We start from the raw sequence: 25,365 nt of genomic DNA on the forward strand, positions 1-25,365 counted from the left end.
TACCATGTTAAAAAACCAAAATTTACACCTGATTTTAATAGCTCTTCTATTTGTTTGCTCTTGTGCAGAGAAGAAAAAAGAAGAAACAAAAGTTACTGAGGAACGCCCTAATATCGTTTTTATAATTGCCGATGATATGGCCTGGGACGATAGCGGTGCCTATGGGCATCCAAACATCAAAACTCCTAATATAGACCAATTGGCTGCAGACGGTATGCGTTTTGACAATGCATTCTTAACGGCAAGCTCATGCAGTCCAAGTAGGACGAGTATCATAACTGGCCTATATCCTCATAATACGGATGCAGAGCAGCTACATTGGCCTTTACCCACAAGTAAAGTGACGTTTGTAGAAGAGTTGAAAAAATCTGGATACTGGACCGCTCAAGCAGGAAAATGGCATTTAGGAGACTCGATAAAAACACGTTTTGATTTGGTAAAAGATGTGGGTACACACGGTTTTCAGTTATCGCCAACCGGAGAAAAAACCAAACAAATGGGAGATGGTAGTGGTTGCGAAGAATGGATACCTGTTCTTAAACAAAGACCAAAAAATCAACCTTTCTTCTTATGGTTAGCTGCCGTAGACCCTCACAGACCCTATACCGAAGATATTATAGAGAATCCCCATGCTTTGGAAGATGTAGTACTGCCCCCCTATTTTCCTGACACCAAAGAGGTACGTGAAGATTTTACGCATTATTATAATGAGATTACCCGTCTAGATAATTATGTTGGCGAAGTAGTTGCGGAGTTGGACAGACAAGGAATTTCGGATAATACAATGATTCTATTCATAAGTGATAATGGCAGACCTTTTCCTCGCGACAAGACTACACTTTACGACGGTGGCATAAAAACTCCATGGATTGTGAAATGGCCAAATGAAGTAGAATCCAATTCCGTTAACACCAACTTGGTAAGCTCTATAGATATAGCTCCAACTTTCTTAAAACTGGCAGGTTTGGATGCCTTACCAAGCTTTGAAGGTGAAGACTTTTCGCCTTTGTTAGACGATATAAAAACCAAAACAAGAGATATTATATATGCCGAAGATCACTGGCATGATTATGAAGACTACACCCGTGCCGTACGTTCCGAAGAATTTAAATACATACGAAACTTTTACACAGATTTACCGAATACACCTTCGGCAGATGCGTTTATTGGCGGTACCTTTAAATCTATGCAAGCATTAAAGGACAAAGGCAAACTTAACGAAGCCCAAATGGCTTGCTTTATTACGCCTAGACAGGAAGAAGAACTATACGATGTGGTTAACGACCCCTACGAGCTTAAAAACCTTGCACGAGACCCAGCGCATCAAAATACATTAAAGACATTACGTGCAGAAATGAATAATATTCGTAAAGCCTCTAAGGATAGCCTACCGGATTTTAGAACTCCAGATGAGTTTGACCGTGAAACAGGCAAATCAAATTCATTCAGAAAAAGACCACGACCTTCTAAAGTTGAAATGGAGAAAATCATACGGGCAATGAAATAAGAACCGATTTTTTAAAACCCAACGACCATTTCAAGATGTAAATCGGTATTGACCCTGTGCTGACCTTTTACTTTGAATAGTGCCGTGAAATACTTCTTACCCTTTAGATATTTTTTTTCAAACTTCTGAAGGCTATCATTGTTCGTGAAATATTCAACCGTTGCACTCACACCAATATCGTGCTGCGAAAAGAAAACAAAATGATCCGAATTACCAATACTCGGATACTTGGATACAATGGCATATTCTTGATCTACCAAAGAACCTCCAAAAGTAAGCAAGGTATCTTTTAAGGTTGGATGATTTGATAGTTCTAAAGTTCTTGCAGTTAAATTAAAGTGAGGATTTGCATCATTAAAAAAGCGGATAAACTGATTTTCATTTTTCACTGGCCCCGCATAGATAGCATTGCCTCCTTTAATTTCAGGCAATGTAGTTTGTGTAGAAAACCGAATTGAAAACTCTTTATCGTATTCTTGAAAAAACTGTTGTAGTTGTTGTGTGGCCATAGCAGCCATGCGGGTAGTGTAACTATATTTTGAAGGGTGAAGCACTCCTTTCAACTCTGGTTTTCGTTCCAGTAAATCGTAAAATTCATCAACCGAGTTAATTTCAAAATCCCGGCTCCAACCCTTCTCTCCTGTGATGGTTTCTCCTATGGCTCCAAAATGGTCGCCCAGAATGAGGTTGGTAGATTTTCCCGAATCCAAAAAAGACTGCCATAACAGGGGTGATTTCGGAGTCATATTTGTAAGCAACAAAGCTACAAGTGCCACAAGCAAAAGACCATAGGGAAACAATTGTGACCAACTGATCTTATTTAATCTACCAACTGGAGCTCGTTTCTTAACAAAACGAACTTTGTACTGTCCTTTATCAATTTTTAATTGCCATCCATCTGTATCGCCTTCTGTTTCGTAATAGGCCGTCAACTTTTTTCTAAGATTATAAATATTGACCCTGACCCTAGGATTATTTTTCTCTTCGGATAGATTATTTTTAAAGAACTCTAGTTCAATTACAGTCTCCTTTAAATGCGCTCCATTTTTAGTAGCTTCATAGAGATATTGCAGTAGCCCCCTACTAGTGGGTGCATTCTTAAAGGTATCACTATCCTTTATTTTAGAAACGATTTCTTGTTCAATCCTTTCGTTCAGCTGCATGAAGAATTCAAATAAAAAGTGGTTTGAGTTTAGCTTAACCCGTACTGTTCTGGTTAAACAAGGGTAAAATACTAAGAATAAAGCGTAAAGTATACATTTATCATAATGATTTACCCCTACGCTATCGTATATGTTAAATAGAATATAGCCATTGAAAAGAAAAAGGAAAATACAGACGAAAGGGGATAAACTAAAAAGAGTCTTATCGGTTTCGATAAGACTCTTTTACGAGAACACTATATGAAAATGAAAAATTTTATTTCTGTTTGATTAACACTGTAAACTTACGGCAGGAGTACTCCATTTGAAAAAAAATGATGTGAACTAGCCGATTTCTGTTGTGAAAACGCTTTTTGAGATAATCAGAGAAGAAAACACCTACAAAATAACCTAAAGAGTAACCAAAAAATTAGAGTTAGAACATAACAAATCCATCAAAAATGTTCTAAAAAACATTTCGGCTTAATTAAAGTAAACTACCTCGGGGTAAGCTCACGTGGAATCAAAAGGAATACATCTTGACTTTAAGGAAAGCCTCGGAGCGTTTAATCTCGATTATCGAGAAATAATACATACTGGTTATTGAAAAGCAGGAAAACCGGTAATATCGGCGCCGGTAATCAACAGATGGATATCGTGAGTACCCTCATAAGTAATTACACTTTCAAGGTTCATCATATGCCTCATGATACTATACTCACCCGTAATACCCATTCCTCCCAGCACTTGTCTAGCCTCACGAGCAATCTTAATAGCCATATCTACATTGTTTCTTTTTGCCATAGAAATCTGCGCAGAAGTAGCTTTTCCTTCGTTCTTTAATTGTCCTAAACGCAAGGCCAATAGTTGTGCTTTTGTAATTTCAGTAATCATCTCAGCCAATTTCTTTTGCTGTAACTGGGTTGCTGCAATAGGCTTACCAAATTGCACACGTTCCTTTGCGTATCTAAGAGCAGTATCATAACAATCCATAGCAGCACCAATAGCTCCCCACGAAATACCATATCTAGCGGAATCTAAACAACCAAGCGGAGCACCGAGCCCAGACTTATTTGGCAAAAGATTCTCTTTAGGTACTTTTACGTTATCAAATATCAATTCCCCTGTAGCGGATGCACGCAAAGACCATTTATTATGTGTTTCCGGAGTAGTAAATCCTTCCATACCTCGCTCTACAATAAGGCCATGAATACGACCCTCTTCATTTTTAGCCCATACCACAGCAATATCAGCAAAAGGAGAATTAGAAATCCACAGTTTAGCACCGTTTAAAAGATAATGGTCTCCCATATCTTTAAACTTAGTTTCCATTCCACTTGGATTAGAACCATGATTAGGTTCCGTAAGTCCAAAACACCCCATCATTTCACCTGAAGCCAGCTTAGGTAGGTACTTTTTTCGTTGTTCCTCAGTTCCGTAGGTATAAATTGGATACATCACCAACGATGATTGCACCGAAGCCGTTGATCTCACACCACTATCACCACGTTCAATTTCTTGCATAATAAGTCCGTAGCTAATCTGATCTAATCCTGCACCTCCAAATTCTTCGGGAATGTACGGCCCAAAAGCCCCAATTTCTGCCAAGCCCCCTAAAATTTGCTTAGGAAATTCTGCTTTTTGAGCATATTCCTCAATTATAGGAGAGACATCTCTTTTTACCCACTGGCGAGCGGCATCACGTACCAATTTGTGCTCTTCAGAAAGAAGATCATCAAGATTATAGTAGTCTGGCGCTTCGAATAAATCAGGTCTCATAAAGTGAATTTTAATCAAATATACAGATGAAATATAACATTATAAACACTGATTGTTACATTTTTAAATAAAAATCTTTAGTCAATGCCACATAGGCCTCCGTGTATTCATGTCTCGCTATTTCAATGGTCAACTCATCTGTTACCAACCTAACTTCCTCAAAACCAAACTGCAGTAAACTACGCTTGATATCCGAAGTAGAATTACCTTTAACTCTAGTGACATGCTTTGGGTACAATTTAAAAGTTGCAGCCATTTCTATAAACCATTCCTCTTCTTTATAAGGAATTATCGTAGCGAACGAACCTTTTGGAGCCATTAGTTTTGATACGCCTTCCAGTAACTCATCAAAAGGCAGCGATTGGTTTTGTCTTGCCGTATCTCGCGATGCATCTCCACTGGAAACATCTTCCGAATAAAATGGCGGGTTGGAGATTACTAAATCATAAGGGTCTTCCCATTCTTCAACAAACTCATCAAGACCGGCATGATAGCAAAAAAGTCGATCTCCCCAGTCCGAAGCTTCAAAGTTGGAAACACATTGTTCATAGGCATCTTCATCAATTTCCAAGGCATCTATAGTATCTGCCATACTACGTTGCGCCATCATTAAGGCAATTAACCCCGTGCCCGCACCTATATCCAAAATAGATTCAGGATTGTTATCTATGGATGCCCAAGCACCTAATAACACCCCATCTGTACCTACTTTCATAGCACAACGGTCTTGATCTATCTGGAATTGTTTGAATTTGAACGGTTTCATTCGAAAAAATCTATATGTAAACATTATTGAACAAGTGAATATCCGAATAAAATTTAACCCCTTAAGGTTTTTGTTATACTGAATACAAAAACTTGTCCTTAGCCATGAAATTACTTAATTTCCTTTGGAACAATTTACTCATCAATATATACGGCTCAACTATTAAATTAATTTGTAATGCAAAACAACTCAAAATCCGGAAGGCGAAAATTCTTAAGAAATACACTTACGGTAGCAGCAGGCTCAACCCTGATTACACCATCTCTTTTTGGTGCTCCATCTATTTTAAAATATTACAAAAAACCGAACTCTAAATTTAATGGAGTGCAAATAGGCGTTATCACCTATTCATTTAGAAGCATGGAAGACCAAAGCGCAGAAGCCACATTACAATATATTTTAGACTGTGGTGTAAATGCCATTGAACTAATAGGCGACCCTGCAGAGACTTTTGCTGGCAGACCTGAAAACAAATTAGATCGAACCGTATTTTTTGGTTTGATGAAAAAGAAACGGGGAGGAAACATTACCAATGACGAAGCAAAAGAACTCGCAGAAATAAAGGCTGAACAAGCAGTTTACAACCAACAAGTTACCGAATGGCGAAAAAATGCGGATATGAAAAAATTCGAGAAATTTCGCAAAATGTATAATGATGCAGGTGTTGACATTTATGCCTTTAAACCTAGAAATACCTTTGGCAAAAAAAATTCGGACGCTGATATTGATTGGGGTATGAAAACTGCCAAGGTGTTAGGAGCTAGCCATGTTACCGTTGAGCACCCTGGAGACGATGCCACCACACTGAGACTGGGCAATTTTGCCAAAAAACACGGAATTTATGTGGCTTACCATGGTCATGAGCAGCAGACTCCTACCTTATGGGATACCGCATTAGAGCAATCCAACTACAATGCTTTAAATCTAGATTTAGGTCATTTTGTAGCTGCAGGAAATGCAGCTCCCTTAGATATTATAAAGAGTAAGCATGAGCATATTAAAAGCATGCACTTAAAAGACAGACAGACTCCCGCCCATGGCAAAGGCAATCTGGTTTGGGGCAGTGGCGACACGCCACTTACAGGTGCTTTACAACTGATTCGTGATAAGAAGTATAATTTCCCGGGAACGGTTGAGCTTGAATATGATATACCTAAGGGTTCTAACGCCGTAGCAGAAGTTCAAAAATGTATCTCTTTCTGTGAGAATGCGCTAAAATAAATTTGAAATATTCTATAATGGGTAGACTAGACCAAGTTAGTTTGGTTTACCCTAAATATAGGTCTACCAAGCCTTCTGGAGTACTTACGTGAACAACCTTATTGTTGCGGTCAACCTTCTTCACGATTTGATCTATTATAGGAACTAGAATTTCTTTCCCGTCTTTTTCAATTTCGAAAATAGCCTGAGAAGTAGTATCATTTACTCCGGTAATTTTTCCAATATTACCATGAGTGTCATCTAGTACATCAAAACCGATAACCTCATGAAAGTAGAATTTATCGCCTTCCAACTTAGGAAGCGCAGATAAGGGCAAATAAAGCTGATGTCCCATTATCCGGTCGGCAGCCAATTCATCTTTTACCTCTTCAAAATCTATTCGTAAAAGTGATGATTTATGCAGGCGGCATCTATCAATAAAAAATGGAACCAGTACATTGCCTTTCATCAAGACAAAAACTGATTCCATGTTTTCATAAATCTCAGGTTCATCGGCATCTAGCTTTACTAGAACCTCACCCTTAAAACTATATTTAGAAACGATTTTACCGAGGTAGAAACAATCTTCCTTACGCATTTCGTCCCTAATTTATTTATTCTTCTTCTTTAGACGCTTCAGCCTCTACAGACGGAGCTTCTTCAGTTGCTTCTACTTCAGCACTAGCCTCTTCACCTTCTACCGCTTCTGGCAAAGCAGCAGCCGCAGCTTCAGCAGCACGCTTCTCGTTTACCTCCTTCTCTGCTTTTAACGCAGCAGCTCTAGCATCAGCTTTCTCTTTATCTAAACCACCAACCTTAGCAGCAATCTTACCTTCTTTTTCTTCCAACCAAGCAGTGAATTTTTCTTCAGCTTGCTCTTCAGTTAAAGCACCTTTACGTACACCACCTAATAAGTGATGCTTTAAAAGAACACCTCTGTAAGAAAGAATTGCTTTAGCAGTATCTGTTGGCTGTGCACCATTCTGTAACCACTGCACTGAACTATCAACATTTAATTCAATAGTAGCAGGGTTAGTATTAGGATTGTAGATTCCTAATTTTTCCAAGAATTTACCATCTCTTTTTGAACGTACATCTGCTGCAACGATCCAATAAAATGGTTTTCCTTTTTTACCGTGTCTCTGTAATCTAATTTTAACTGGCATATCACATTAATTTGTAGGGTGCCCGACCCTTGTTATTAATTCTAGTTTTTTAACTCGTTCGCCATCAGCCAGCAAAGCTAATCTGAAAGCGGGTGCAAATATAATTTAAAATGCTGAATTGGCAACAATGAACTCAAGTTATTTCAATTGGCTTTTTCAAAAATGCAAAACACAGGATTCAAAAATACAACTATCTAACAGTAACCACCATACACACTAGCCTTCCGGCTATTAATCAGCAAGCAAAATTCTAACTATACTATATTTGTCACTCTTAAAAAGCACTCGTTAATAACTCTTAGCAACTCCGCTTTTTCAAACACCTCCTTTTTTGTAATTTTATAGGCACTTTTTAGGTCATTTAACTGACCGCTTTTGAACACACAGAAAATTCGCTATGTACCTCATATTTGATACCGAAACTACCGGTCTTCCAAAAAACTGGAACGCACCTATTACAGACACAGACAACTGGCCACGTTGTATACAGATTGCATGGCAGCTGCATGATGATATGGGAAAATGCATTGAGCATGAAGATTATCTAGTTCGCCCCGAGGGATTCAACATTCCTTATGACGCTGAGCAGATTCACGGTATTTCTACTGAGCTTGCCGAGCAAAAAGGTATTTCTCTTGCAGAGGTTTTGGAGAAATTCAACATTGCCATGTCTAAAACAAAATTCATTGTTGGGCAGAATGTAGGATTCGATTTAAATATTATGGGTGCGGAATTTCACCGTTTGGGTGTTGAAAATCCGTTGCAAGAACTTCCTGTTTTAGATACCTGTACAGAGCACACAGCACAACTATGCCAAATTCCTGGTGGCCGTGGAGGAAAGTTCAAGCTACCAACACTTACTGAGCTGCATCAATATTTATTTGGCGAACCTTTTGGTGAAGCGCATAACGCTACCGCCGATGTTGAGGCAACTACACGTTGTTTTCTTGAACTTATCCGTAAGCAACAGTATACAAAAGAACAATTAGATGTTCAACCCGATTATTTCAAGAATTTCTCCGAGGCAAATCCACAGGAAATAGAACTTATCGGTCTTAAGCACATCAACCTTAAAAAAGCATCGAAAAAAATAGCCGATGCACTTTGGGCAAAAGATACTGGCGGGGTTTCTCAAGAAGAAATACAAGAGAACCTTGCCACATTAGAAAATGCAAGTTTTGCACACTTACATAATCACACTCAGTTCTCCATCCTTCAATCGACTATAAGCGTACCTGCTTTAGTTGCAGCTGCTGCAAAAGCTAAAATGCCTGCGGTTGCCATGACGGATCATGCGAATATGATGGGTGCCTTTCACTTCGTAAATGGAGTGTTGAACCATAATAAAGGGGTAGTATCTAGAAATGAAGCAAACCAAAAAAGATACGAAGCCACACAAAACGGCACTTTAGAAGAAGGACAAGAACCTTTAACTGAACTACCGGAACCGGAACAGGAAATCACCCCTATTATAGGTTGCGAATTTCAGGTCTGTGAAGATCATACCAACAAATCACAAAAAGACAACGGCTACCAAATAGTAATGCTCGCCAAGAGTAAAAAAGGTTATTTGAACTTAGCCAAGATGTCATCTATTGCCTTCGTTTCGGGTAAATACTATGTGCCTCGTATCGATAAAAAAGTGGTTGAGCAGTACAAGGAAGATGTCATAGTGTTGACAGGTAACTTGTATGGTGAGGTTCCAAGTAAAGTACTTAACGTTGGTGAAAATCAAGCAGAAGAAGCTTTAATTTGGTGGAAAGAGACTTTTGGCGATGATTTATACATTGAAATCATGCGCCACGGTCAAGAAGATGAAGATCGTGTAAACCAAGTTTTGATACAGTTTGCCAAAAAGCACAATGTAAAATTGGTCGCCACCAATAATACCTACTACGCAGAAAAAGAAAATGCACATGCGCATGATATTTTACTTTGCGTAAAAGATGGTGAAAAACAAGCTACCCCAATAGGTCGTGGTCGTGGCTATCGTTACGGATTGCCCAATTCAGAATATTACTTTAAGTCATCTGATGAGATGAAAGAGCTTTTTAAGGATATCCCTGAAGCTATCATCAATATTCAAGAAATCGTTGATAAAGTAGAGACCTTCACATTGGCACGTGATGTACTGTTACCAGCTTTTGATATTCCAGAAGAGTTTCAGTTCGAGGAAGACAAGTTGGATGGTGGCAAACGTGGTGAAAATAAATTTCTACGCCACATTACCTATGAAGGCGCAAAGAAAAGATATGGTGAAATTACTCCCGCTATTGATGAGCGACTAGATTTCGAACTTCAGGTAATCGAAAAAACGGGCTACCCTGGTTACTTCTTGATTGTAGAAGATTTTATTAGGGCAGCAAGAACTATGGATGTATCCGTAGGTCCTGGTCGTGGATCTGCCGCAGGATCCGCCGTTGCTTACTGTTTATGGATTACGAATTTAGACCCTATTAAGTACGACCTACTTTTTGAGCGTTTCCTAAATCCAGATCGTGTAAGTATGCCCGATATTGATATTGATTTTGATGATGAAGGGCGTGGTCGTGTAATGGACTATGTAATCGACAAGTACGGCTCTAACCAAGTGGCACAAATCATCACTTATGGTACCATGGCTGCTAAATCTGCCATTAGAGATACAGCTCGTGCGTTAGATTTGCCTTTGCAAGATTCAGACCGCATGGCAAAGTTGATACCCGATATGTCTAAGTTAAAAAAGATTATCGGTGTAGATGAAAAAGTCTTGAGGTCGAAATTTAGATCAGAAGATTTAGAAAAGATAAATGAGCTTTTAGCAATTTCCGAAGGTGATGGTCCTGAATCGGAAACCTTAAATCAGGCGTACGTTTTAGAAGGTTCGGTTCGTAATACCGGTATTCATGCCTGTGGGGTTATTATTACCCCAGATGACATTACCAAGTTCGTACCCGTGGCACTTGCCAAGGATTCCGAAATGTACTGTACTCAGTTTGACAACTCCGTTGTGGAGGATGCAGGATTGTTGAAGATGGATTTCTTGGGATTGAAAACGCTGACCTTGATTAAGGACACCGTTAAGATCGTAAAGGCGAAACACGGTGTTGAGCTAGACCCAGAGAATTTCCCTTTAGATGATGTGAAAACATACGAGCTCTTCCAAAGAGGAGAAACAGTTGGTGTGTTCCAATATGAATCTCCCGGGATGCAGAAACACATGAGATCGCTGAAACCTACCGTTTTTGCAGATCTTATTGCCATGAACGCCTTGTACCGTCCTGGTCCGATGGAATATATACCAAGTTTCATTGCCCGTAAACACGGAACCGAAGAAATTGTATATGACCTTGATGCCTGTGAGGAATACTTAGCGGAAACCTACGGTATTACGGTTTACCAAGAGCAAGTGATGCTCCTTTCACAGAAGTTGGCAGACTTTACAAAAGGTGAAGCCGATGTCTTGCGTAAGGCAATGGGTAAAAAGCAGAAGCATGTACTTGATAAAATGAAGCCAAAGTTCATTGATCAAGCTTCAGCCAAAGGACATGCGGTTGATAAACTAGAGAAAATTTGGAAAGATTGGGAAGCATTCGCAGCCTACGCCTTTAACAAATCTCACTCTACTTGCTATGCATGGATCGCATACCAAACTGCATATTGTAAAGCCCACTACCCTGCTGAATATATGGCAGCGGTATTGAGTAATAATATGAATGATATTAAACAAGTCACATTCTTCATGGAAGAATGTAAACGTATGGGCTTGGATGTTTTGGGACCAGATGTAAATGAATCTTATTACAAGTTTGCCGTAAACGATGCCGGTGCTGTCCGTTTTGGAATGGGTGCCGTAAAAGGTGTTGGTCGTGGTGCGGTAGAAACCATCGTAGAAAACAGAAAAGAAGAAGGACCCTACAAATCAGTATTCGATTTTGCGAAACGAATAGATCTTCGTGCAGCAAATAAAAAAGCATTTGAAAGTTTAGCCGTTGCAGGAGGATTTGATTCTTTTGGCGATACACACAGAGCACAGTATTTTCATAATGAGGGGGACGGAGTAACGTTTTTAGAGAAGACCATAAAATATGGAGCTAAATTTCAAGAAAGCGAGAACTCTAGTCAAGTAAGCCTTTTCGGTGATGCGAGCGAGGTACAAATACCAGAACCAGTAGTACCGCCATGCGAGGAATGGGGTACCATGGAAAAACTTCGACGCGAAAAAGAAGTGGTAGGTATTTATATTTCTGGACACCCATTAGATGATTTCAAAACAGAAGTAAAGGCATTTTGTAATGCTTCACTTTCTAATTTAAGCGACCTTCAAACTGTCGTAAACAGAGAACTGGCCTTTGCTGGTGTTATTACAGACGTACAGCACCGCGTGTCTAAAAACGGGAAAGGGTGGGCTTCTTTTTTAGTAGAAGATTACACTGAGTCGTATGACTTCCGGATTTTTGGGGAAGAATACCTCAGGTTTCGTCATTTCTTAATGATCAATTCCTTCGCCTATATTAAGATTTTTATAAAGGACGGATGGACCAACCGGGAAACTGGAAAGAAAGGGGACCCTCGTATCCAATTCAACAGTTTTATGCTACTTCAAGAAGTTATGGAGTCTTACGCCAAAAAACTAACTATCAAATTGAATATTGACGACCTAAAAGAAGAAGATATTCATCAACTGAAAGATACTCTTATATCCCATCCAGGAAATCATCCGCTTAACTTTATAGTCTATGAAATGGACGAGGAAATAAAAGTAAGTTTATCTAGCCGAAAACAAAAAGTACAAATAAGCAGCGAACTATTAGCAACCCTAACAGACAACGAAGTACACTATAAATTAAACTAGCTTTTTAGGAATGAAATATTAAATTTGAACCCTATAAATTAGATTGATAGTGCAATAGCTAAAACCAATGTATCGTTAGTAAGGAAACAGTTAGATATTTGACTAACTTTGCATAATATATTTAAAATAGAAAATCATGGCATTAGAAATAACAGACGCTACTTTTGATGAAGTAGTATTGAAAAGTGACAAACCAGTAGTAGTTGATTTTTGGGCAGCATGGTGTGGACCATGTAGAATGGTAGGCCCAATCATTGAAGAAGTTAGTTCTGAATACGAAGGCAAAGCCGTTGTTGGTAAGGTAGATGTTGATGCGAATCAAGAATTTGCCGCTAAATATGGTGTTAGAAACATACCTACGGTATTAGTTTTTAAAGATGGTGAAATTGTGAGTAGACAAGTAGGAGTTTCTCCTAAGAAAGTTTACACCGATGCAATAGATGCAGCAATCTAGAAATAAAATATAATTTTTTTAAAGGGTTTGACCAAAGTCAAACCCTTTTTGTTTTAGAAGTTATTTAAATACCGGGGTATCATTAATCAGTTTCCATTTTCCCGTTTCTTCTTTTATTAAGATTAGAATAGATACTATGGTAGCTTTTTTGCCTTTAAAAGTAACCTTAGCACTCGCGGTAGGCCCATTCATAACAATATTTTCAATGGTTAGCTTACGAGAGTCTCCTCCCCATTCTTTCGATTTAATTTTTTTCAAGTAATCAGTTTTGGAGACGATACTAACACCTTTGCTGCCAAAAAGACGATTCATTACAACCCTATAGTTAGAATCTAAGAGATTATCTAATGTAGCAGCGTTGTTAGTGTCACCGGCATTGGAATAGGCATTAACAGCTTCAGTGACGGCCATTTTTTCTGTTGTTTGCGCCTTGCAACCAAATGTTATCATAGTTAATAATAGCGTTAGAATTCTTAATTTTTTCATGTTCTTTATTTTTTATTGTTTGTTTTTAATTTCTCGATTTACTTTCTTTTTTGTTCAATTCATCTAGTTTCAGTTTTAAAATTTATCTATTAATATCAATTATTGATATATCAATTTATAATTTAAAAAAAATGTCAGCTCATATTATCCTGTATTTTTAATAAAAGTACCTTTAGCAATTGAGCTTCTTTTTCAGAAAAACCTTCCATGCTTTTTTTACGATGAGCTTTGATCATTTCAATATTATCGTTTACAAATTTAGTCCCTTCTTTAGTAAGTTTTATGTTATACTGTCTTCTGTTATTTAAAATAGGCTCTCTCAATAAAAGACTTTTTTTTACTAAAATATCTAATGTTCTAGTAATAGAAGCAGGGTCTCTAAGCGATCTGTCTGCTAGTTCTTTCTGAGATATAGGCGCTGATTCTTCAATAATTTTCAAAAGTACCCACTGATCTATAGTAATACCAAGCTTAATTCTATCGAACTCTTTTTGAGAATATTTCTTAGAAATTTTACTCGTTTTATCTATTTGAAAAAGAATAACATCTTCGATATTACCTCCTGGCATATTATTTTTTTGTATTAAATTATAATGCAAATATAAATTTATTATTGATATATCAACAATAAATTTATACACAAGCTAAAATTGGTTTTATACTTTAGTAAAATATTCTATACTATGAACCTGCAATCCGAATTAAACGAAACCTCTCTATTTTCTAATCTAGAACTCTTGGCCCACCAAGTAGTAGAAGGTTTTATTAGCGGCATACACAAGAGTCCGTTTCATGGGTTTTCAGCAGAGTTTGCGGAGCACAAGATTTACAACCCCGGAGAAAGCACAAAACATATAGATTGGAAGCTCTTTGCCAAGACCGATAAGCTGTACACCAAAAGATACGAAGAAGAGACCAATTTAAGGTGCCACATGATTTTAGATAGTTCCGCCTCTATGTATTACCCAACAGTAAAGAATTTATCTACCAACAATTTAAATAAAATAGGTTTTGGGGTCTTAGCCATAGCTGCCTTAATGAACGTTCTTAAGAGACAGCGCGATGCTGTTGGACTAAGTGTATACTCTGACTCTTATAATTTCTATTCTCCCGAAAAGGGAAGTGAGCGCCACCACCAAATGTTATTGGCTAAACTAAGTGGAATAAGTTTGGACACGAAACCAGCCCAACAAACCGAAACATATACCTATTTACACCAAATTGCCGAAAACATAAAAAAGAGAAGTCTTATTTTTCTTTTCACGGATATGTTTCAAACATCAGCTGATGACGAAAAAATATTTGAAGCCCTACGTCATTTAAAATACAATAAGCATGAGGTGGTACTATTCCACCTTTTGGACCAATCTACAGAATACCATTTTGATTTTGACAATACGCCCAAACGCTTTCTAGACGTAGAGACTGGAGAGCATATAGACTTGTATTCCAGCAATATAAAAGAAGCTTACGAACAAAGTGTTGCTTCTTATTTTGAAGATTTAAAATTAAAATGCGCCCAGTATAAGATAAAATATGTGGAGGCCGATGTACAGGGAGATTTCTCAAAAGTACTCAACACCTATCTGGTAGAAAGGCAGAAATTTAAATAATGATTAAATTTTTATTAAAAATTGTTTGTGCAATTGAAAATGCGGTGTATATTTGCACTCGCTAAACGCCACGGTCTGGTAGTTCAGTTGGTTAGAATACCTGCCTGTCACGCAGGGGGTCGCGGGTTCGAGTCCCGTCCAGACCGCGAAAAGCCTTCAACGCAAGTTGGAGGCTTTTTTTAGTTTTTAAAATCTACTACCTTTTATTTTTTTATTCCCACCCAAAGTATTCATAAAGACCAAGCCCACAAAATTTGATGATCCCCCAACCACCTCCTTAAGCAGGCCGGTCTAACCTTTAATGAATTCACATTGAACTACACTCTTTAAAACACCGCTGACATGCCTTGGCATGTTTATGGATTTTTTTAGCCTCAATCATTGCTAAATAACAAGTGGCGTGATGGCCCAAATCGGTTTTATTTAAGGTAAATGCCAGTGAAAAACAATCTTCTTTATGTACATCATGGTCACCATTAGATTGTGGGGTATTGTTTATGTAATATTTGGTCATTGCATAAATAGTTTGGTCAAACCTAATACAATAAAAAGACAACCCCTTACAGATATCCGTAAGGGATTGACATGTATTGGTCGGGTAATAAATGGGAGGAAGTAGAGTGTTAGATTCTACCTTGTTTAATAAGCTTAGCAATAAGGTGATGTGTGTTTTTTGCGCCAAAAGCATCAAATAAACGACTTACTTTTTTGTCAATAGTACTTTCGCTATTGGGAGAAATATTCTGATTCTTCAGCTTTTCAGAAATCTCTTTTTTCGTGAAACCTTCCGCCAAATCCTGTAAAATCATCAAATCATACTTATCCAACTCAAAAAGGGTATTGGCACTATTAAGATTTATCTGCGGGGATACATAGGTTCTATTTTGATATACTTCTTGCATAGCGGTAACCAGCTCATTCAACCCGTTACGGCCTTTACAGACGTAACCGTTTATTTTTTGGTCCGTAAATAGGGAATTGATTTCTGCAGGGTCTTCTATCATGGAATTGACAATAACCCTAATATTCGGATCCACAGCTCGTATAGCAGCAATAAGCGCATGCCCAGACGTAAGCTTACGGTCCACAGGGCCTTCTTTAAAGGACAAATCGGTTATTAACAGCTCATAAGGTTCTTCAATATTGTAAGCTAGCTTAAACCTATTGTAAGCCTTATCGCAATATAATTCCTCCTGTATGTCTTCTATTTCCAGTCTGTTTTCAAGCGCATTTACAATGCCTTTATTGGTATCTTGAAAGTCTTCTGCAATCAGTATTTTTTTGAACATAGTCTGCACTATTTAATTCGGAATTTCAACTTGGGCTTTAAAACCTTCGCCCTTCTCAGAATCAAAAGTAAGACTTCCGTTAATGGCTAGAATACGCTTTTCTGTATTCCATAGTCCATTTTTATTATTTAGGCTACCTTTTGCTGCTCCATTGCCATTATCCACATACTGTATTTTCAACTTGGTCTTGGTCTGTTCAAAATCTATAGAAACTACTGAAGCCCCACTATGCTTTTGCATATTTATCATAAACTCTTGAAGTACCTTATACAGGGTTTTCTTAGTTAAATCCGATAAGATGCCCCAATCTACCTCCTTACTTCCGGTAACTAATAGTTGGGTGTTCTTACCATAACTGCTTAACATACCAAAAAGTACTTCTTTGAATCTTGAGCCAGTATCAACATCATTGATTTTCCTAGAAAAATCCCTACTCTGACTATATAAACCGTCAACAACATTTAAAACCTCTGTAGTATCCGAACCGTTCTGAAGCAATACCATGGCATGGTTTAGTTTTCCCGCAAAATCATCGTGTAGTTTTCTTGAAAATTCCGCCTCGGTTTCATAGGTGGCTTCTATTTTTGCCGTTCTGTTCTGCTGTTTCAAACGCCTTGCCCTCTGTATGAAAAAGAATACGCCACAAACAGATATCACCAGAACAAATGCTAAACCTGAGTATGATATTATTTTCTGATTGCGCTGTTCGGCAACTTCTAGTTGACGTTCCGCATTTTCCTTTTCTAATTGAAGTATAGATTCCTGCTTAAGTTTGTCATCATATCTGTACTTGGCAAATTGGGTCTTTACTTTTAATTCTTGATCATATAGACTATCCTGCAAAAAAGCATAACGGTCCCTTACCTTAACATTGGCCGGCTCTAACTCCATTAGCAACTTTAAAACATCCTTTTCTGCACGAGGTATTTTCAAAAATTTTGACAATTGCATAACCGAATCAAAGTAGGACCTGGCCTTTCTAGGATTATCTTTACTATAGTACTCTCCCAAATGAGTATAACTAGCAATCTGCCCCCTTCTATCCTTTTTTTCTATTCTTAATCTTAACGGCTCCATAAGCTCATAGTCATCAACAGGCAAACCTGACACCCATTTTGCATAGGCCAAGTTATCTTTTATACGTGCATACTCTTTTTGGTTTATAGTGGCCGTAGAATCTTTCCCTATTTTTTGAAGCAGAACAATAGCCTTGTCAAACTCCTTATTATCAATATAACTGGCGGCCAAATTATTTTCATAAATGATTCTGTTATTTACGGATTCTGTTATGCTAATTGCTTTTTGATAATAATCTATCGCATCAGTAAAGTTCAATAACTTTCTATGGTTTGTTGCTAGTGCATTGTAGCAATTAGCTCTTTTTATAGGAGATTTCAAGAACCTTAAGGCATCTGTTAGCGTCTCTTTACTACCAAAAAAGTCATTACTGTTTTTTTGGATGATACCAATATTCATAAGGTTTTCCCCTGCTTGACTACTATCCTTCACCCTAATATAATATTCTTTAGACTTGGAATAATTCTCAACAGCCTTGAAATAATCATGCTTTATTTCAGCGAAATAGTAGCCTCTTAAATAATAATGTTCCGCTAAAAGTGATGCCTTATCAATTTTAAACCCATGACTTAGAAGTAAGTTGCTATAGTCTAAAAGACTATCATATTCCCTTGAGCTAAAATGAAGCATACTTTTTTGATCAAGCACATACCCATAAAGCGAATCGGTAGCTAAACCTTCTAATTCCTGAAACGATTTATTTATGGCACTTTGCCTTTCTTTGAGTGAGAGCGACTTATCTTTTGAGATATTATAATATAACAACACACTATCTACAACCCGTTCATCTTTTGTTCTATCGCCGTCGTTTACAGAAGTACAGGCACCCATTAAACAACAAAAAACTAAGAAACAGAAACTCTTCAAAAGGAATGATAATTATAGAATGAATATAATAGAACCACACAGATAGTATGGCTCAAATTAGTGAAATTAATTATTAATTTACACCCTATCCGCACCTAATCCTTTTAACCTTAGAAAACGGTCTAAAAAAGCTTTATAAACTAGAATAGTACGCTTTTACATAACACGCAAATACATACAACCTAACATAATAGAGACATATTCAATACCTATTGTACTGAGCATTACGAAACTGTTCCGGAGTCTGATTTGTGATTTTTTTAAATAACCTTATAAAATACGAAGTGTCATTATAATTAAGTTCTTCCGATATAGAAGAAATTGTGAGATTAGAATGAATAATAAGACGTTTTGCTTCCAAAATTATCCGATTGATTAGAATTTGTGAAGGGGTTTTCCCTATAGTCTTTTTACAAAGATAACTTAGTTGTCTATCCGATATATTCATTTTCTTAGAGTAGCAAGAAATAGGCCGATGTAATTTAAAATATTTATCCACTAAAGCCTCATACCTATTTAACTGTTGCAAATCATAATTAAATTTTTGCCCCTTTTTACTCTCGGTCAAATAAACTCTAGACAGAATAATAAACATTGCGTTTAAATATGTACGAATCATTTCTTCATAACTCAATGACCTATTATTATATTCCTTATGAATAAGCTCGTATTTTGATTGTATTTCCTCTATCTCCTCTTCATCTAAATTAAACACCGGTAAACTAAAGGTTGAATTAAAAAAAGGAAGTCGAGTTAGTTTCTCTGTATTAAAATCGTGTAAAAAAAACTCTTTCGTAAAGAATAAAATATAACCATCTACATCTTTTGATAACTTCCATTGATGAATTTGGCCAGGAGAAACAATAAAAAATGCTCCGGGAGATACATCATATTCCTTAAAATCTATCGTATGGCTACCACTTCCTTTTGTAATTAATAAAACAAGGTAAAAATTATGACCATGTGGTTTCTCAATAAATAAATTCTCTTTTACATGTTCACTGAAATTACGAATGTAGAAGTTCGTTTCAAACTTCATACAATTATTATAATCATCAAAATTTGAAATCTTAAAAACAGGAAGTGTACTATTAGAATTCATACGCTCGATTCAATTAGATTAAATATAACTATACTACAGGGCTCTTATATATTATATAATCTAAACCACTGAATACAAAATACGTATATATACCTACAATTTGTATTATAATATAATTAGATAGTCAAAAAATACGTATTTATTAAAATTGGCATATCATTTTTACGATTATCATATATATACCAATATAAGCATATTACCTTTTTATACTTCACAATAATAACATTTATATGACTAAAATATGTTAAAATAGCCATTTTAATGAATAAAGTGCAATTTGTCCTGTTTTATGTTATTTTAATCCTACAGACGAAGCGCCTAAGTATTATAGGTTTGTAGCATACTAATTAAAACATCTATAATTATGCCTAAAGTAGAAATGGAAATGCACAAAGACGGAGACTTTTTTGTGGATTATGAAAACAAAGTATTTGATGACGTAAAAGCAAAAACAGGAGAAAAAGCCCTTGTTACTTTTCACACAGTTGCTTTTGAAGGGTCTATTGGTCTAGTAAATATATTAACTGCAACTAGGCTACAACGTAAAGGTTTTGAAACATCAATATTATTATATGGACCTGGAGTTACTTTGGGAATTCAACGAGGTTTCCCCACTTTAGGAAGCGAAGCTTTTCCTGGACATTTAAATTATGCCGTAAGACTTAAAAAATTCATGGAAGAGGGTGGTAAAATTTACGCTTGCCGCTTTGCCCTGCAAGCACTTTATGGTCATGGAGAGCCCTCATTATTGCCAGGTATAGAGCCCATTAGCCCGTTAGATGTTTTGGACATTCAATTAATACATCGCAATGAAAATGCATTCGTGGTGAATACTTGGACAATGTAAAATATACAAATGGCGATATTCAAAAAACCCATTGTAAGAGGAGCTGCGGTACAAATATCGCCAGTTTTAGAAAGTAAGTCAGGTACTTTAGGCAAGGTTGCAGATGCAATTGTTGAGGCCGGGAAAAACAACGCAGACATTGTTGTTTTTCCTGAAACCTTAGTTCCTAACTACCCCTATTTTTCTTTTATAAAACCGGCGGTTAGTATCCGCAAAGACCATACAAAATTGTATGAGGAAAGTGTTGTAGTTCCGAGTGAAGACACTGATTTTATTGGTGGATTGGCCAAAGAAAATAACATAGTAGTTGTTTTGGGGGTGAACGAACGAGATGGAGGAACCTTATACAACACCCAACTCGTTTTTGACACAACCGGAGAACTAGTTCTTAAGCGTCGGAAGATAACACCCACCTATCATGAACGCATGATCTGGGGCCAAGGTGATGGCAGTGGTTTAAAAGCAGTGGACACAACTATTGGCAGAATTGGAGCATTAGCCTGTTGGGAGCATTATAACCCCTTAGCAAGATTTGCCCTTATGAATGATCATGAAGAAATACACTGCAGTCAGTTTCCCGGCTCCATGGTAGGGCAAATATTCGCTGATCAAATGGAGGTAACCATGAGGCACCACGCACTAGAGTCCGGTTGTTTCGTGATAAATTCAACTGGGTACCTCTATCCTAAACAGGTTGAAAAAATAACCGGCGATACAGCTATGCAAAAAGTATTGGACAAAGGGTGTTTTACCGCGATTATTTCCCCTGAGGGAGTGATTTTATCAGATGTACTAAGTGAAGGCGAAGGTATTGTTTATGCCGACATGGACATGAGTCTAATCACCAAAAGAAAACGAATGATGGATTCCGTAGGTCATTACTCTAGACCAGAATTATTGTCTTTAAACATAGACAAAAGTCAAAAAAACTTAGTGCAGGAAACGAATGCGTCATTAAAAAAAGAGCAAGATGAACGATACACTAATACAAGAGAGCAATCATATTTTACTGAATGAGATACAAGCAAGCGGAATTAGATTAGAAGATGTTACGGACCTTACGGTTCGTAAAGGAGGCGCTGGTCCTACTGACCATAAAGCCATTACCATTTTCAATACAACGGTGATGATTCCGGTTCTAAGCCATGCTGCGGAAAGCTCACCATTTACAGCAACCAGACCCACAAAAATGGGATTAGCATCCTTAAAAAAAGATGGTAAGATACTTACTACCATACGTTTTATTAAGGAACCTAAATTTTATAAGGAAAAAAGTTCTGATGGCACCCCTTTCTGGAAAATTGCAAGATTACACAGCAAAGATGTTTTAGCAACCACAGTGCTTCAAACCTGTATTAGATATAAAAACAAAGAGACTTCATGCCAGTTCTGTGCTATTGAAGAATCCTTAAAACATGAAACTACAATTGCCTACAAGAGACCTCAACAATTAGCAGAGGTAGCTAAATGCGCAGTAGAACTAGATGGAATTTCCCAGTTTATCATGACTACCGGCACTCCTGCCAGTTCTGACAGAGGAGCGAAAATTTTGTTCGAAAGTGTGAAGGCAGTAGCCGAAGCCGTAAATATCCCCATCCAGGTACAATGTGAACCGCCCGATACTTTTGATTGGTTTCTTAAATTAAAAAATGCAGGTGCAAGCTCTATTGGAATGCATTTAGAAGCGGTCACTAATCGGGTCAGAAATAAGATAATGCCGGGCAAAGCCAGTGTTTCCTTAGACTTTTATTTTAAAGCCTTTAGGGCCGCCGTCGAAATCTTTGGCAAAGGTAATGTAAGTACTTACATACTGGCCGGTCTTGGGGATACGGAAGACGAAATCCTACTCATGTGCGATAAATTGGTTGACATAGGCGTATACCCCTTTGTAGTTCCTTTTGTACCCGTTAGGAACACTCCCTTGGAAAACCATAGCGCACCCAGTAAGGACTTTATGCACAAAATTTTAGACCCTTTGGCGCTATCGTTAGTTAACGCCGGAATGACATCTGAGACATTAGAATCAGGCTGTGCCAAATGTGGCGCGTGCTCTACACTTTCCGCATTCGAAAAAAAACATAGCGCATGATATACTTCCAAACAAATAAAAAAGATCGCGGACTGGATTTTATAGATATTAACATCCCCAATAATCTCGTTCAATTAAATGCCTATTACAACACACGCAACGCTATCTTTTGTAAAGAGCAAGGTATTTTTGAAGATTCGGATTACGATACTCACGACCAAAAAGCCATTCCTATTATTGCCGTAAATCATTATTTAGGGTCGCCAGACGAGGTTGTAGGTGTGGTCAGAATTTATGAAGATAAGCATCGGGAATGGTTTGGAGGGCGCTTAGGGGTAGTGAAAGAACACAGATCCTTCTCAAAGTTCATTTGTCCAAATCTCTTCAAAAAGGAAGAAGTTTCTCCACTCTATCAAATGTCAATAGCGGCAAGTTTAATATACAGAGCAGTGTCTTTGGCCAACTATATTGGTTGTGATAAATTTTCGGCATATGTACAGAAACAAAATGTAAAATTGTTTCAACGGTTATATTGGAATTGTATTGAAGAAGTTCAAATACATGGTGTTACACATTTCTTGATGGAAGCCGATTTGGATGCCTATCCAGCAACGCCAATTTTTGGTGCTTCCCTAGAAAACACGGCGAGTCTTTCAGAACTACTAAAAATAGCATAACGAATTATGACCTCCAACACCATATCCATAACACCCATCTTGGAAAAACTTAGACAGCATCCGGATATTAAGGACAAGAGACGAATTGCACAGACCTATGAGCATATTGGGAGTTCTATACACAGTAGCACCTATTTCCCAGAAGAATTTTCTTCTATTCTATTAGGGGATGACACCGCAGTAATACCACAAAAAGACGGTAGTAACTTGTTACTGGCAGCAGAAGGAATTGTTCCTTATTTCTTGGATAAGGATCCTTGGTTTGCCGGCTATTCTGCCGTAATGGTAAATATTAGTGATATCTGCGCCATGGGCGGATTACCAATAGCCGTTACGGATACCTTATATACAAAAGATGCAAAAGACAGTCTTGAGATTTGGCAAGGAATGTTGGCGGCTTCCAAAGCTTACGGAGTACCTATAGTTGGAGGCCACACATGCTACCATATGGACAACAGGGCATTGAGCGTCTCTATTTTAGGAAAGGCAACAGAGAATGTATTGACTAGTTTTAATGCGAAACCAGGAGAATCTATATTATTGGCCATAGACCAGAACGGGGCATATTATAAAGATTATGCCTTTTGGAATGCAAGTACAACGGCGTCGTCCAAGGAGCTACAAGAGAAAGCGAAAATTCCTCATTTAATAGCCAATGAAAAATGGAGTTCAACTGCAAAGGATGTTAGTATGGGCGGCATAATTGGCACAATTTGTATGCTACTCAACACTTCAGAAGTTGGTGCCAAAATTAATTTACAGAACATCACAAAACCTGCTGAAATAGCATGGGAAAAATGGCTATCTAGCTTTCCTAGTTATGGATATATCCTGACCTGCAGTTCCGAAAACATAACATCTATACAATCAGTCTTTTCAGATAAAGGTGTTACCTGTGATTGTATTGGACAGATAACCAAGAAAACAGAATTAATCATAGAGTACGAAGACCAAAAAATAAAATTTTAAAGCTATGCCAATAACTTACATTAATATAGAGTGGCCTGACAATCAAAAGGACCAAGTATACTCCCCTTCTAGCGTCATAAATGAATACCTGAAACCTGGTGAGTCTCTAAGTTTAGAAGAATTCTTGACCCGTTGTACTACAGGTCTAAACGAGGCAAGCGAGCGTGTACGGTTAAAGTTTGGGTATTCATGTACATCGGCGCAAGCAGAATCATCAAGAATAAGTGAAAAGTGTCAAAATTATGATGCAAAAAAAATAGTGAAAATAGTTTAATTAAAGAGAGAAAAACATGAGTCATTTCCAAGTAATCATCATAGGAGGAGGTCAAGCTGGTCTATCGGCAAGCTACTGCTTAAAACAAGATAACATAAACCATTTAATTTTAGATCGCGGTGAGATAGGAGATTCTTGGTCCAAACGCAGATGGGATTCTTTTTGCTTGGTTACTCCTAACTGGCAGTGTAGACTTCCCGGTTTTGATTATGACGGTAATGACCCTAAAGGATTTATGGTTAAAGATGAAATAGTAGACTATGTAAAAAGGTATGCCAATTCATTTAACCCACCTATAAAAGGCAATGTAGAAGTTCGCAAAGTATACAAAAAAGAGAAATCCGAAATTTTTGAGGTATCAACTTCTATTGGAGATTTTACCGCAGACAAAGTGATTATTGCTGCAGGTGCATATCATATTCCCAATATATTACCAATCTCAAGCCATATTGGTGATGATATTAAACAACTACACTCCGCGGATTATAAAAACTCAGAACAACTTCCAGATGGTTCTGTTCTAGTGGTAGGCTCGGGCCAGTCCGGAGCACAGATTGCGGAAGATTTGCACATTGCCGGTAAAAAAGTGTACCTCAGTGTAGGTACGGCCCCAAGAGCTCCAAGAACATATAGAGGTAAAGATGCTGTAGAATGGCTAGAAGATATGGGGTATTATGATCAGCCAATTGAATCACATCCAGACCCTGAAGAAGCGCGCCACAAAACCAATCATTATCTGACAGGTAGAGATGGTGGTCGCGATATTGACCTTCGTAAACTAGCGTTAGAAGGTGTAACTCTTCGTGGACAAATAAATAACATTCAAGATACAAACATTTACTTCAATGACGACCTGACCTATAATTTAGATGAGGCGGACAAAACCTACAATAGAATACAAAGTAATATTGATGAGTATATTGAAAACAATAATATTGATGCCCCTCCACCAAGCAGGTACACGTCTTTATGGGAACCATCTCTTAAAAATCAAGAACCATTGAATTATAAAAAAGAAGACATCAAAGCTATTGTTTGGTGTACAGGTTTTAGAGTTGACTACTCATGGGTAGATTTTCCTAAAGTATATGATTCCCGTGGCTTTCCTTCCTATAATAGAGGTGTCACAGAAGAAAAAGGACTGTACTTCATTGGCTTACCTTGGTTGCATACTTGGGGATCCGGCAGATTTTCACATGTTGGTCAAGACGCATCTTATATTGCGCAACATATTGTAGATAAATTTAATAATGAGCTTGTAGAAACCTGTTTGACCAGAAAATAAGT

At 37.5% G+C, this 25,365-nt stretch carries 22 protein-coding genes and 1 tRNA gene; 13 read left to right on the forward strand and 10 right to left on the reverse strand.

Going from position 1 to position 25,365, the window contains the following annotated elements:
- Positions 1-4: 4 nt before the first annotated feature.
- Positions 5-1,507, forward strand: a complete 1,503-nt coding sequence (locus IWC72_RS03740) for a sulfatase family protein (protein ID WP_194528864.1) — start codon at positions 5-7, stop codon at positions 1,505-1,507.
- Positions 1,508-1,518: 11 nt separating this feature from the next.
- On the opposite strand, the gene IWC72_RS03745 is transcribed toward IWC72_RS03740, so the two are convergent.
- From IWC72_RS03745 to IWC72_RS03755, 3 genes are all read right to left on the reverse strand, one after another.
- Positions 1,519-2,670 (reverse strand): helix-turn-helix domain-containing protein, encoded by a 1,152-nt coding sequence (locus IWC72_RS03745; RefSeq protein WP_194528865.1) that lies wholly within the window; start codon positions 2,668-2,670, stop codon positions 1,519-1,521.
- A gap of 579 nt (positions 2,671-3,249) precedes the next feature.
- The gene (locus IWC72_RS03750; RefSeq protein ID WP_194528866.1) at positions 3,250-4,428 is read right to left on the reverse strand and encodes an acyl-CoA dehydrogenase family protein; all 1,179 of its coding nucleotides are present in this window, start codon (positions 4,426-4,428) and stop codon (positions 3,250-3,252) included.
- 55 nt (positions 4,429-4,483) lie between these two features.
- Complete coding sequence (locus tag IWC72_RS03755; protein ID WP_194528867.1) at positions 4,484-5,194, reverse strand: tRNA1(Val) (adenine(37)-N6)-methyltransferase; 711 nt, start codon at positions 5,192-5,194, stop codon at positions 4,484-4,486.
- Positions 5,195-5,371: 177 nt separating this feature from the next.
- Here IWC72_RS03755 and IWC72_RS03760 point away from each other — a divergent pair, with 177 nt between their 5' ends.
- Positions 5,372-6,415 (forward strand): sugar phosphate isomerase/epimerase family protein, encoded by a 1,044-nt coding sequence (locus tag IWC72_RS03760; RefSeq protein WP_194528868.1) that lies wholly within the window; start codon positions 5,372-5,374, stop codon positions 6,413-6,415.
- Between the two features lie 46 nt (positions 6,416-6,461).
- On the opposite strand, the gene rimM is transcribed toward IWC72_RS03760, so the two are convergent.
- Both rimM and IWC72_RS03770 read right to left on the reverse strand, forming a co-directional pair.
- Complete coding sequence (gene rimM / locus IWC72_RS03765; RefSeq protein WP_194524906.1) at positions 6,462-6,992, reverse strand: ribosome maturation factor RimM; 531 nt, start codon at positions 6,990-6,992, stop codon at positions 6,462-6,464.
- 16 nt (positions 6,993-7,008) lie between these two features.
- Positions 7,009-7,560 carry a 30S ribosomal protein S16 gene (locus tag IWC72_RS03770; RefSeq protein WP_194524907.1) on the reverse strand — a complete coding sequence of 184 codons (552 nt, stop codon included), beginning with the start codon at positions 7,558-7,560 and terminating at the stop codon, positions 7,009-7,011.
- A gap of 397 nt (positions 7,561-7,957) precedes the next feature.
- On the opposite strand from IWC72_RS03770, the gene dnaE reads away from it, so the two are divergent.
- Both dnaE and trxA read left to right on the forward strand, forming a co-directional pair.
- Positions 7,958-12,394, forward strand: coding sequence for a DNA polymerase III subunit alpha (dnaE, locus tag IWC72_RS03775; protein WP_194528869.1), 4,437 nt, complete (start codon positions 7,958-7,960; stop codon positions 12,392-12,394).
- Positions 12,395-12,530: 136 nt separating this feature from the next.
- On the forward strand, positions 12,531-12,848 hold the full coding sequence (gene trxA / locus IWC72_RS03780; RefSeq protein ID WP_194524909.1) for a thioredoxin: 318 nt from the start codon (positions 12,531-12,533) through the stop codon (positions 12,846-12,848).
- A 60-nt stretch (positions 12,849-12,908) separates the two neighbouring features.
- Here trxA and IWC72_RS03785 read toward each other — a convergent pair whose 3' ends face one another.
- Positions 12,909-13,334, reverse strand: coding sequence for a nuclear transport factor 2 family protein (locus IWC72_RS03785; RefSeq protein ID WP_194528870.1), 426 nt, complete (start codon positions 13,332-13,334; stop codon positions 12,909-12,911).
- Positions 13,335-13,468: 134 nt separating this feature from the next.
- The gene (locus IWC72_RS03790; RefSeq protein WP_194528871.1) at positions 13,469-13,903 is read right to left on the reverse strand and encodes a MarR family winged helix-turn-helix transcriptional regulator; all 435 of its coding nucleotides are present in this window, start codon (positions 13,901-13,903) and stop codon (positions 13,469-13,471) included.
- A gap of 114 nt (positions 13,904-14,017) precedes the next feature.
- On the opposite strand from IWC72_RS03790, the gene IWC72_RS03795 reads away from it, so the two are divergent.
- Together IWC72_RS03795 and IWC72_RS03800 are read left to right on the forward strand one after the other, a co-directional pair.
- A complete protein-coding gene (locus IWC72_RS03795; RefSeq protein ID WP_194528872.1) occupies positions 14,018-14,947 on the forward strand; it encodes a DUF58 domain-containing protein in 930 nt (309 codons plus the stop codon).
- A gap of 72 nt (positions 14,948-15,019) precedes the next feature.
- A tRNA-Asp gene (locus IWC72_RS03800) sits at positions 15,020-15,093 on the forward strand.
- A 477-nt stretch (positions 15,094-15,570) separates the two neighbouring features.
- Here the strand turns inward: IWC72_RS03800 and IWC72_RS03805 are convergent.
- The 3 genes from IWC72_RS03805 to IWC72_RS03815 all read right to left on the reverse strand — a co-directional run bounded on the left by IWC72_RS03805 (position 15,571) and on the right by IWC72_RS03815 (position 19,282).
- Positions 15,571-16,236 (reverse strand): response regulator transcription factor, encoded by a 666-nt coding sequence (locus IWC72_RS03805; RefSeq protein ID WP_194524913.1) that lies wholly within the window; start codon positions 16,234-16,236, stop codon positions 15,571-15,573.
- Positions 16,237-16,248: 12 nt separating this feature from the next.
- Positions 16,249-18,144, reverse strand: coding sequence for a tetratricopeptide repeat-containing sensor histidine kinase (locus tag IWC72_RS03810; RefSeq protein ID WP_194524914.1), 1,896 nt, complete (start codon positions 18,142-18,144; stop codon positions 16,249-16,251).
- 238 nt (positions 18,145-18,382) lie between these two features.
- Positions 18,383-19,282, reverse strand: a complete 900-nt coding sequence (locus IWC72_RS03815) for an AraC family transcriptional regulator (protein ID WP_226967942.1) — start codon at positions 19,280-19,282, stop codon at positions 18,383-18,385.
- 364 nt (positions 19,283-19,646) lie between these two features.
- On the opposite strand from IWC72_RS03815, the gene IWC72_RS03820 reads away from it, so the two are divergent.
- Genes IWC72_RS03820 through IWC72_RS03850 form a run of 7 tightly spaced genes read left to right on the forward strand, consistent with a single transcriptional unit; the run spans position 19,647 to position 25,363 of the window.
- Complete coding sequence (locus IWC72_RS03820; RefSeq protein ID WP_194524915.1) at positions 19,647-20,129, forward strand: MSMEG_0572/Sll0783 family nitrogen starvation response protein; 483 nt, start codon at positions 19,647-19,649, stop codon at positions 20,127-20,129.
- A gap of 9 nt (positions 20,130-20,138) precedes the next feature.
- Entirely contained in the window at positions 20,139-21,146 is a 1,008-nt protein-coding gene (locus tag IWC72_RS03825; protein WP_194524916.1) for a Nit6803 family nitrilase, read from the forward strand.
- Complete coding sequence (locus IWC72_RS03830; protein WP_194528873.1) at positions 21,100-22,218, forward strand: MSMEG_0568 family radical SAM protein; 1,119 nt, start codon at positions 21,100-21,102, stop codon at positions 22,216-22,218. Before IWC72_RS03825 ends, IWC72_RS03830 begins: the two co-directional genes overlap by 47 nt.
- Positions 22,215-22,835: an MSMEG_0567/Sll0786 family nitrogen starvation N-acetyltransferase gene (locus IWC72_RS03835; protein ID WP_194524918.1), complete on the forward strand. Its 621-nt coding sequence runs from the start codon at positions 22,215-22,217 to the stop codon at positions 22,833-22,835. Before IWC72_RS03830 ends, IWC72_RS03835 begins: the two co-directional genes overlap by 4 nt.
- 6 nt (positions 22,836-22,841) lie before the next feature.
- Positions 22,842-23,804 (forward strand): sll0787 family AIR synthase-like protein, encoded by a 963-nt coding sequence (locus tag IWC72_RS03840; protein WP_194528874.1) that lies wholly within the window; start codon positions 22,842-22,844, stop codon positions 23,802-23,804.
- A 4-nt stretch (positions 23,805-23,808) separates the two neighbouring features.
- The gene (locus tag IWC72_RS03845) at positions 23,809-24,078 is read left to right on the forward strand and encodes an MSMEG_0570 family nitrogen starvation response protein (RefSeq protein ID WP_194528875.1); all 270 of its coding nucleotides are present in this window, start codon (positions 23,809-23,811) and stop codon (positions 24,076-24,078) included.
- A gap of 16 nt (positions 24,079-24,094) precedes the next feature.
- Complete coding sequence (locus IWC72_RS03850) at positions 24,095-25,363, forward strand: MSMEG_0569 family flavin-dependent oxidoreductase (RefSeq protein WP_194528876.1); 1,269 nt, start codon at positions 24,095-24,097, stop codon at positions 25,361-25,363.
- Positions 25,364-25,365: the final 2 nt, after the last annotated feature.

Source organism: Zobellia roscoffensis (assembly GCF_015330165.1).
GTDB classification, from domain to species: domain Bacteria; phylum Bacteroidota; class Bacteroidia; order Flavobacteriales; family Flavobacteriaceae; genus Zobellia; species Zobellia roscoffensis.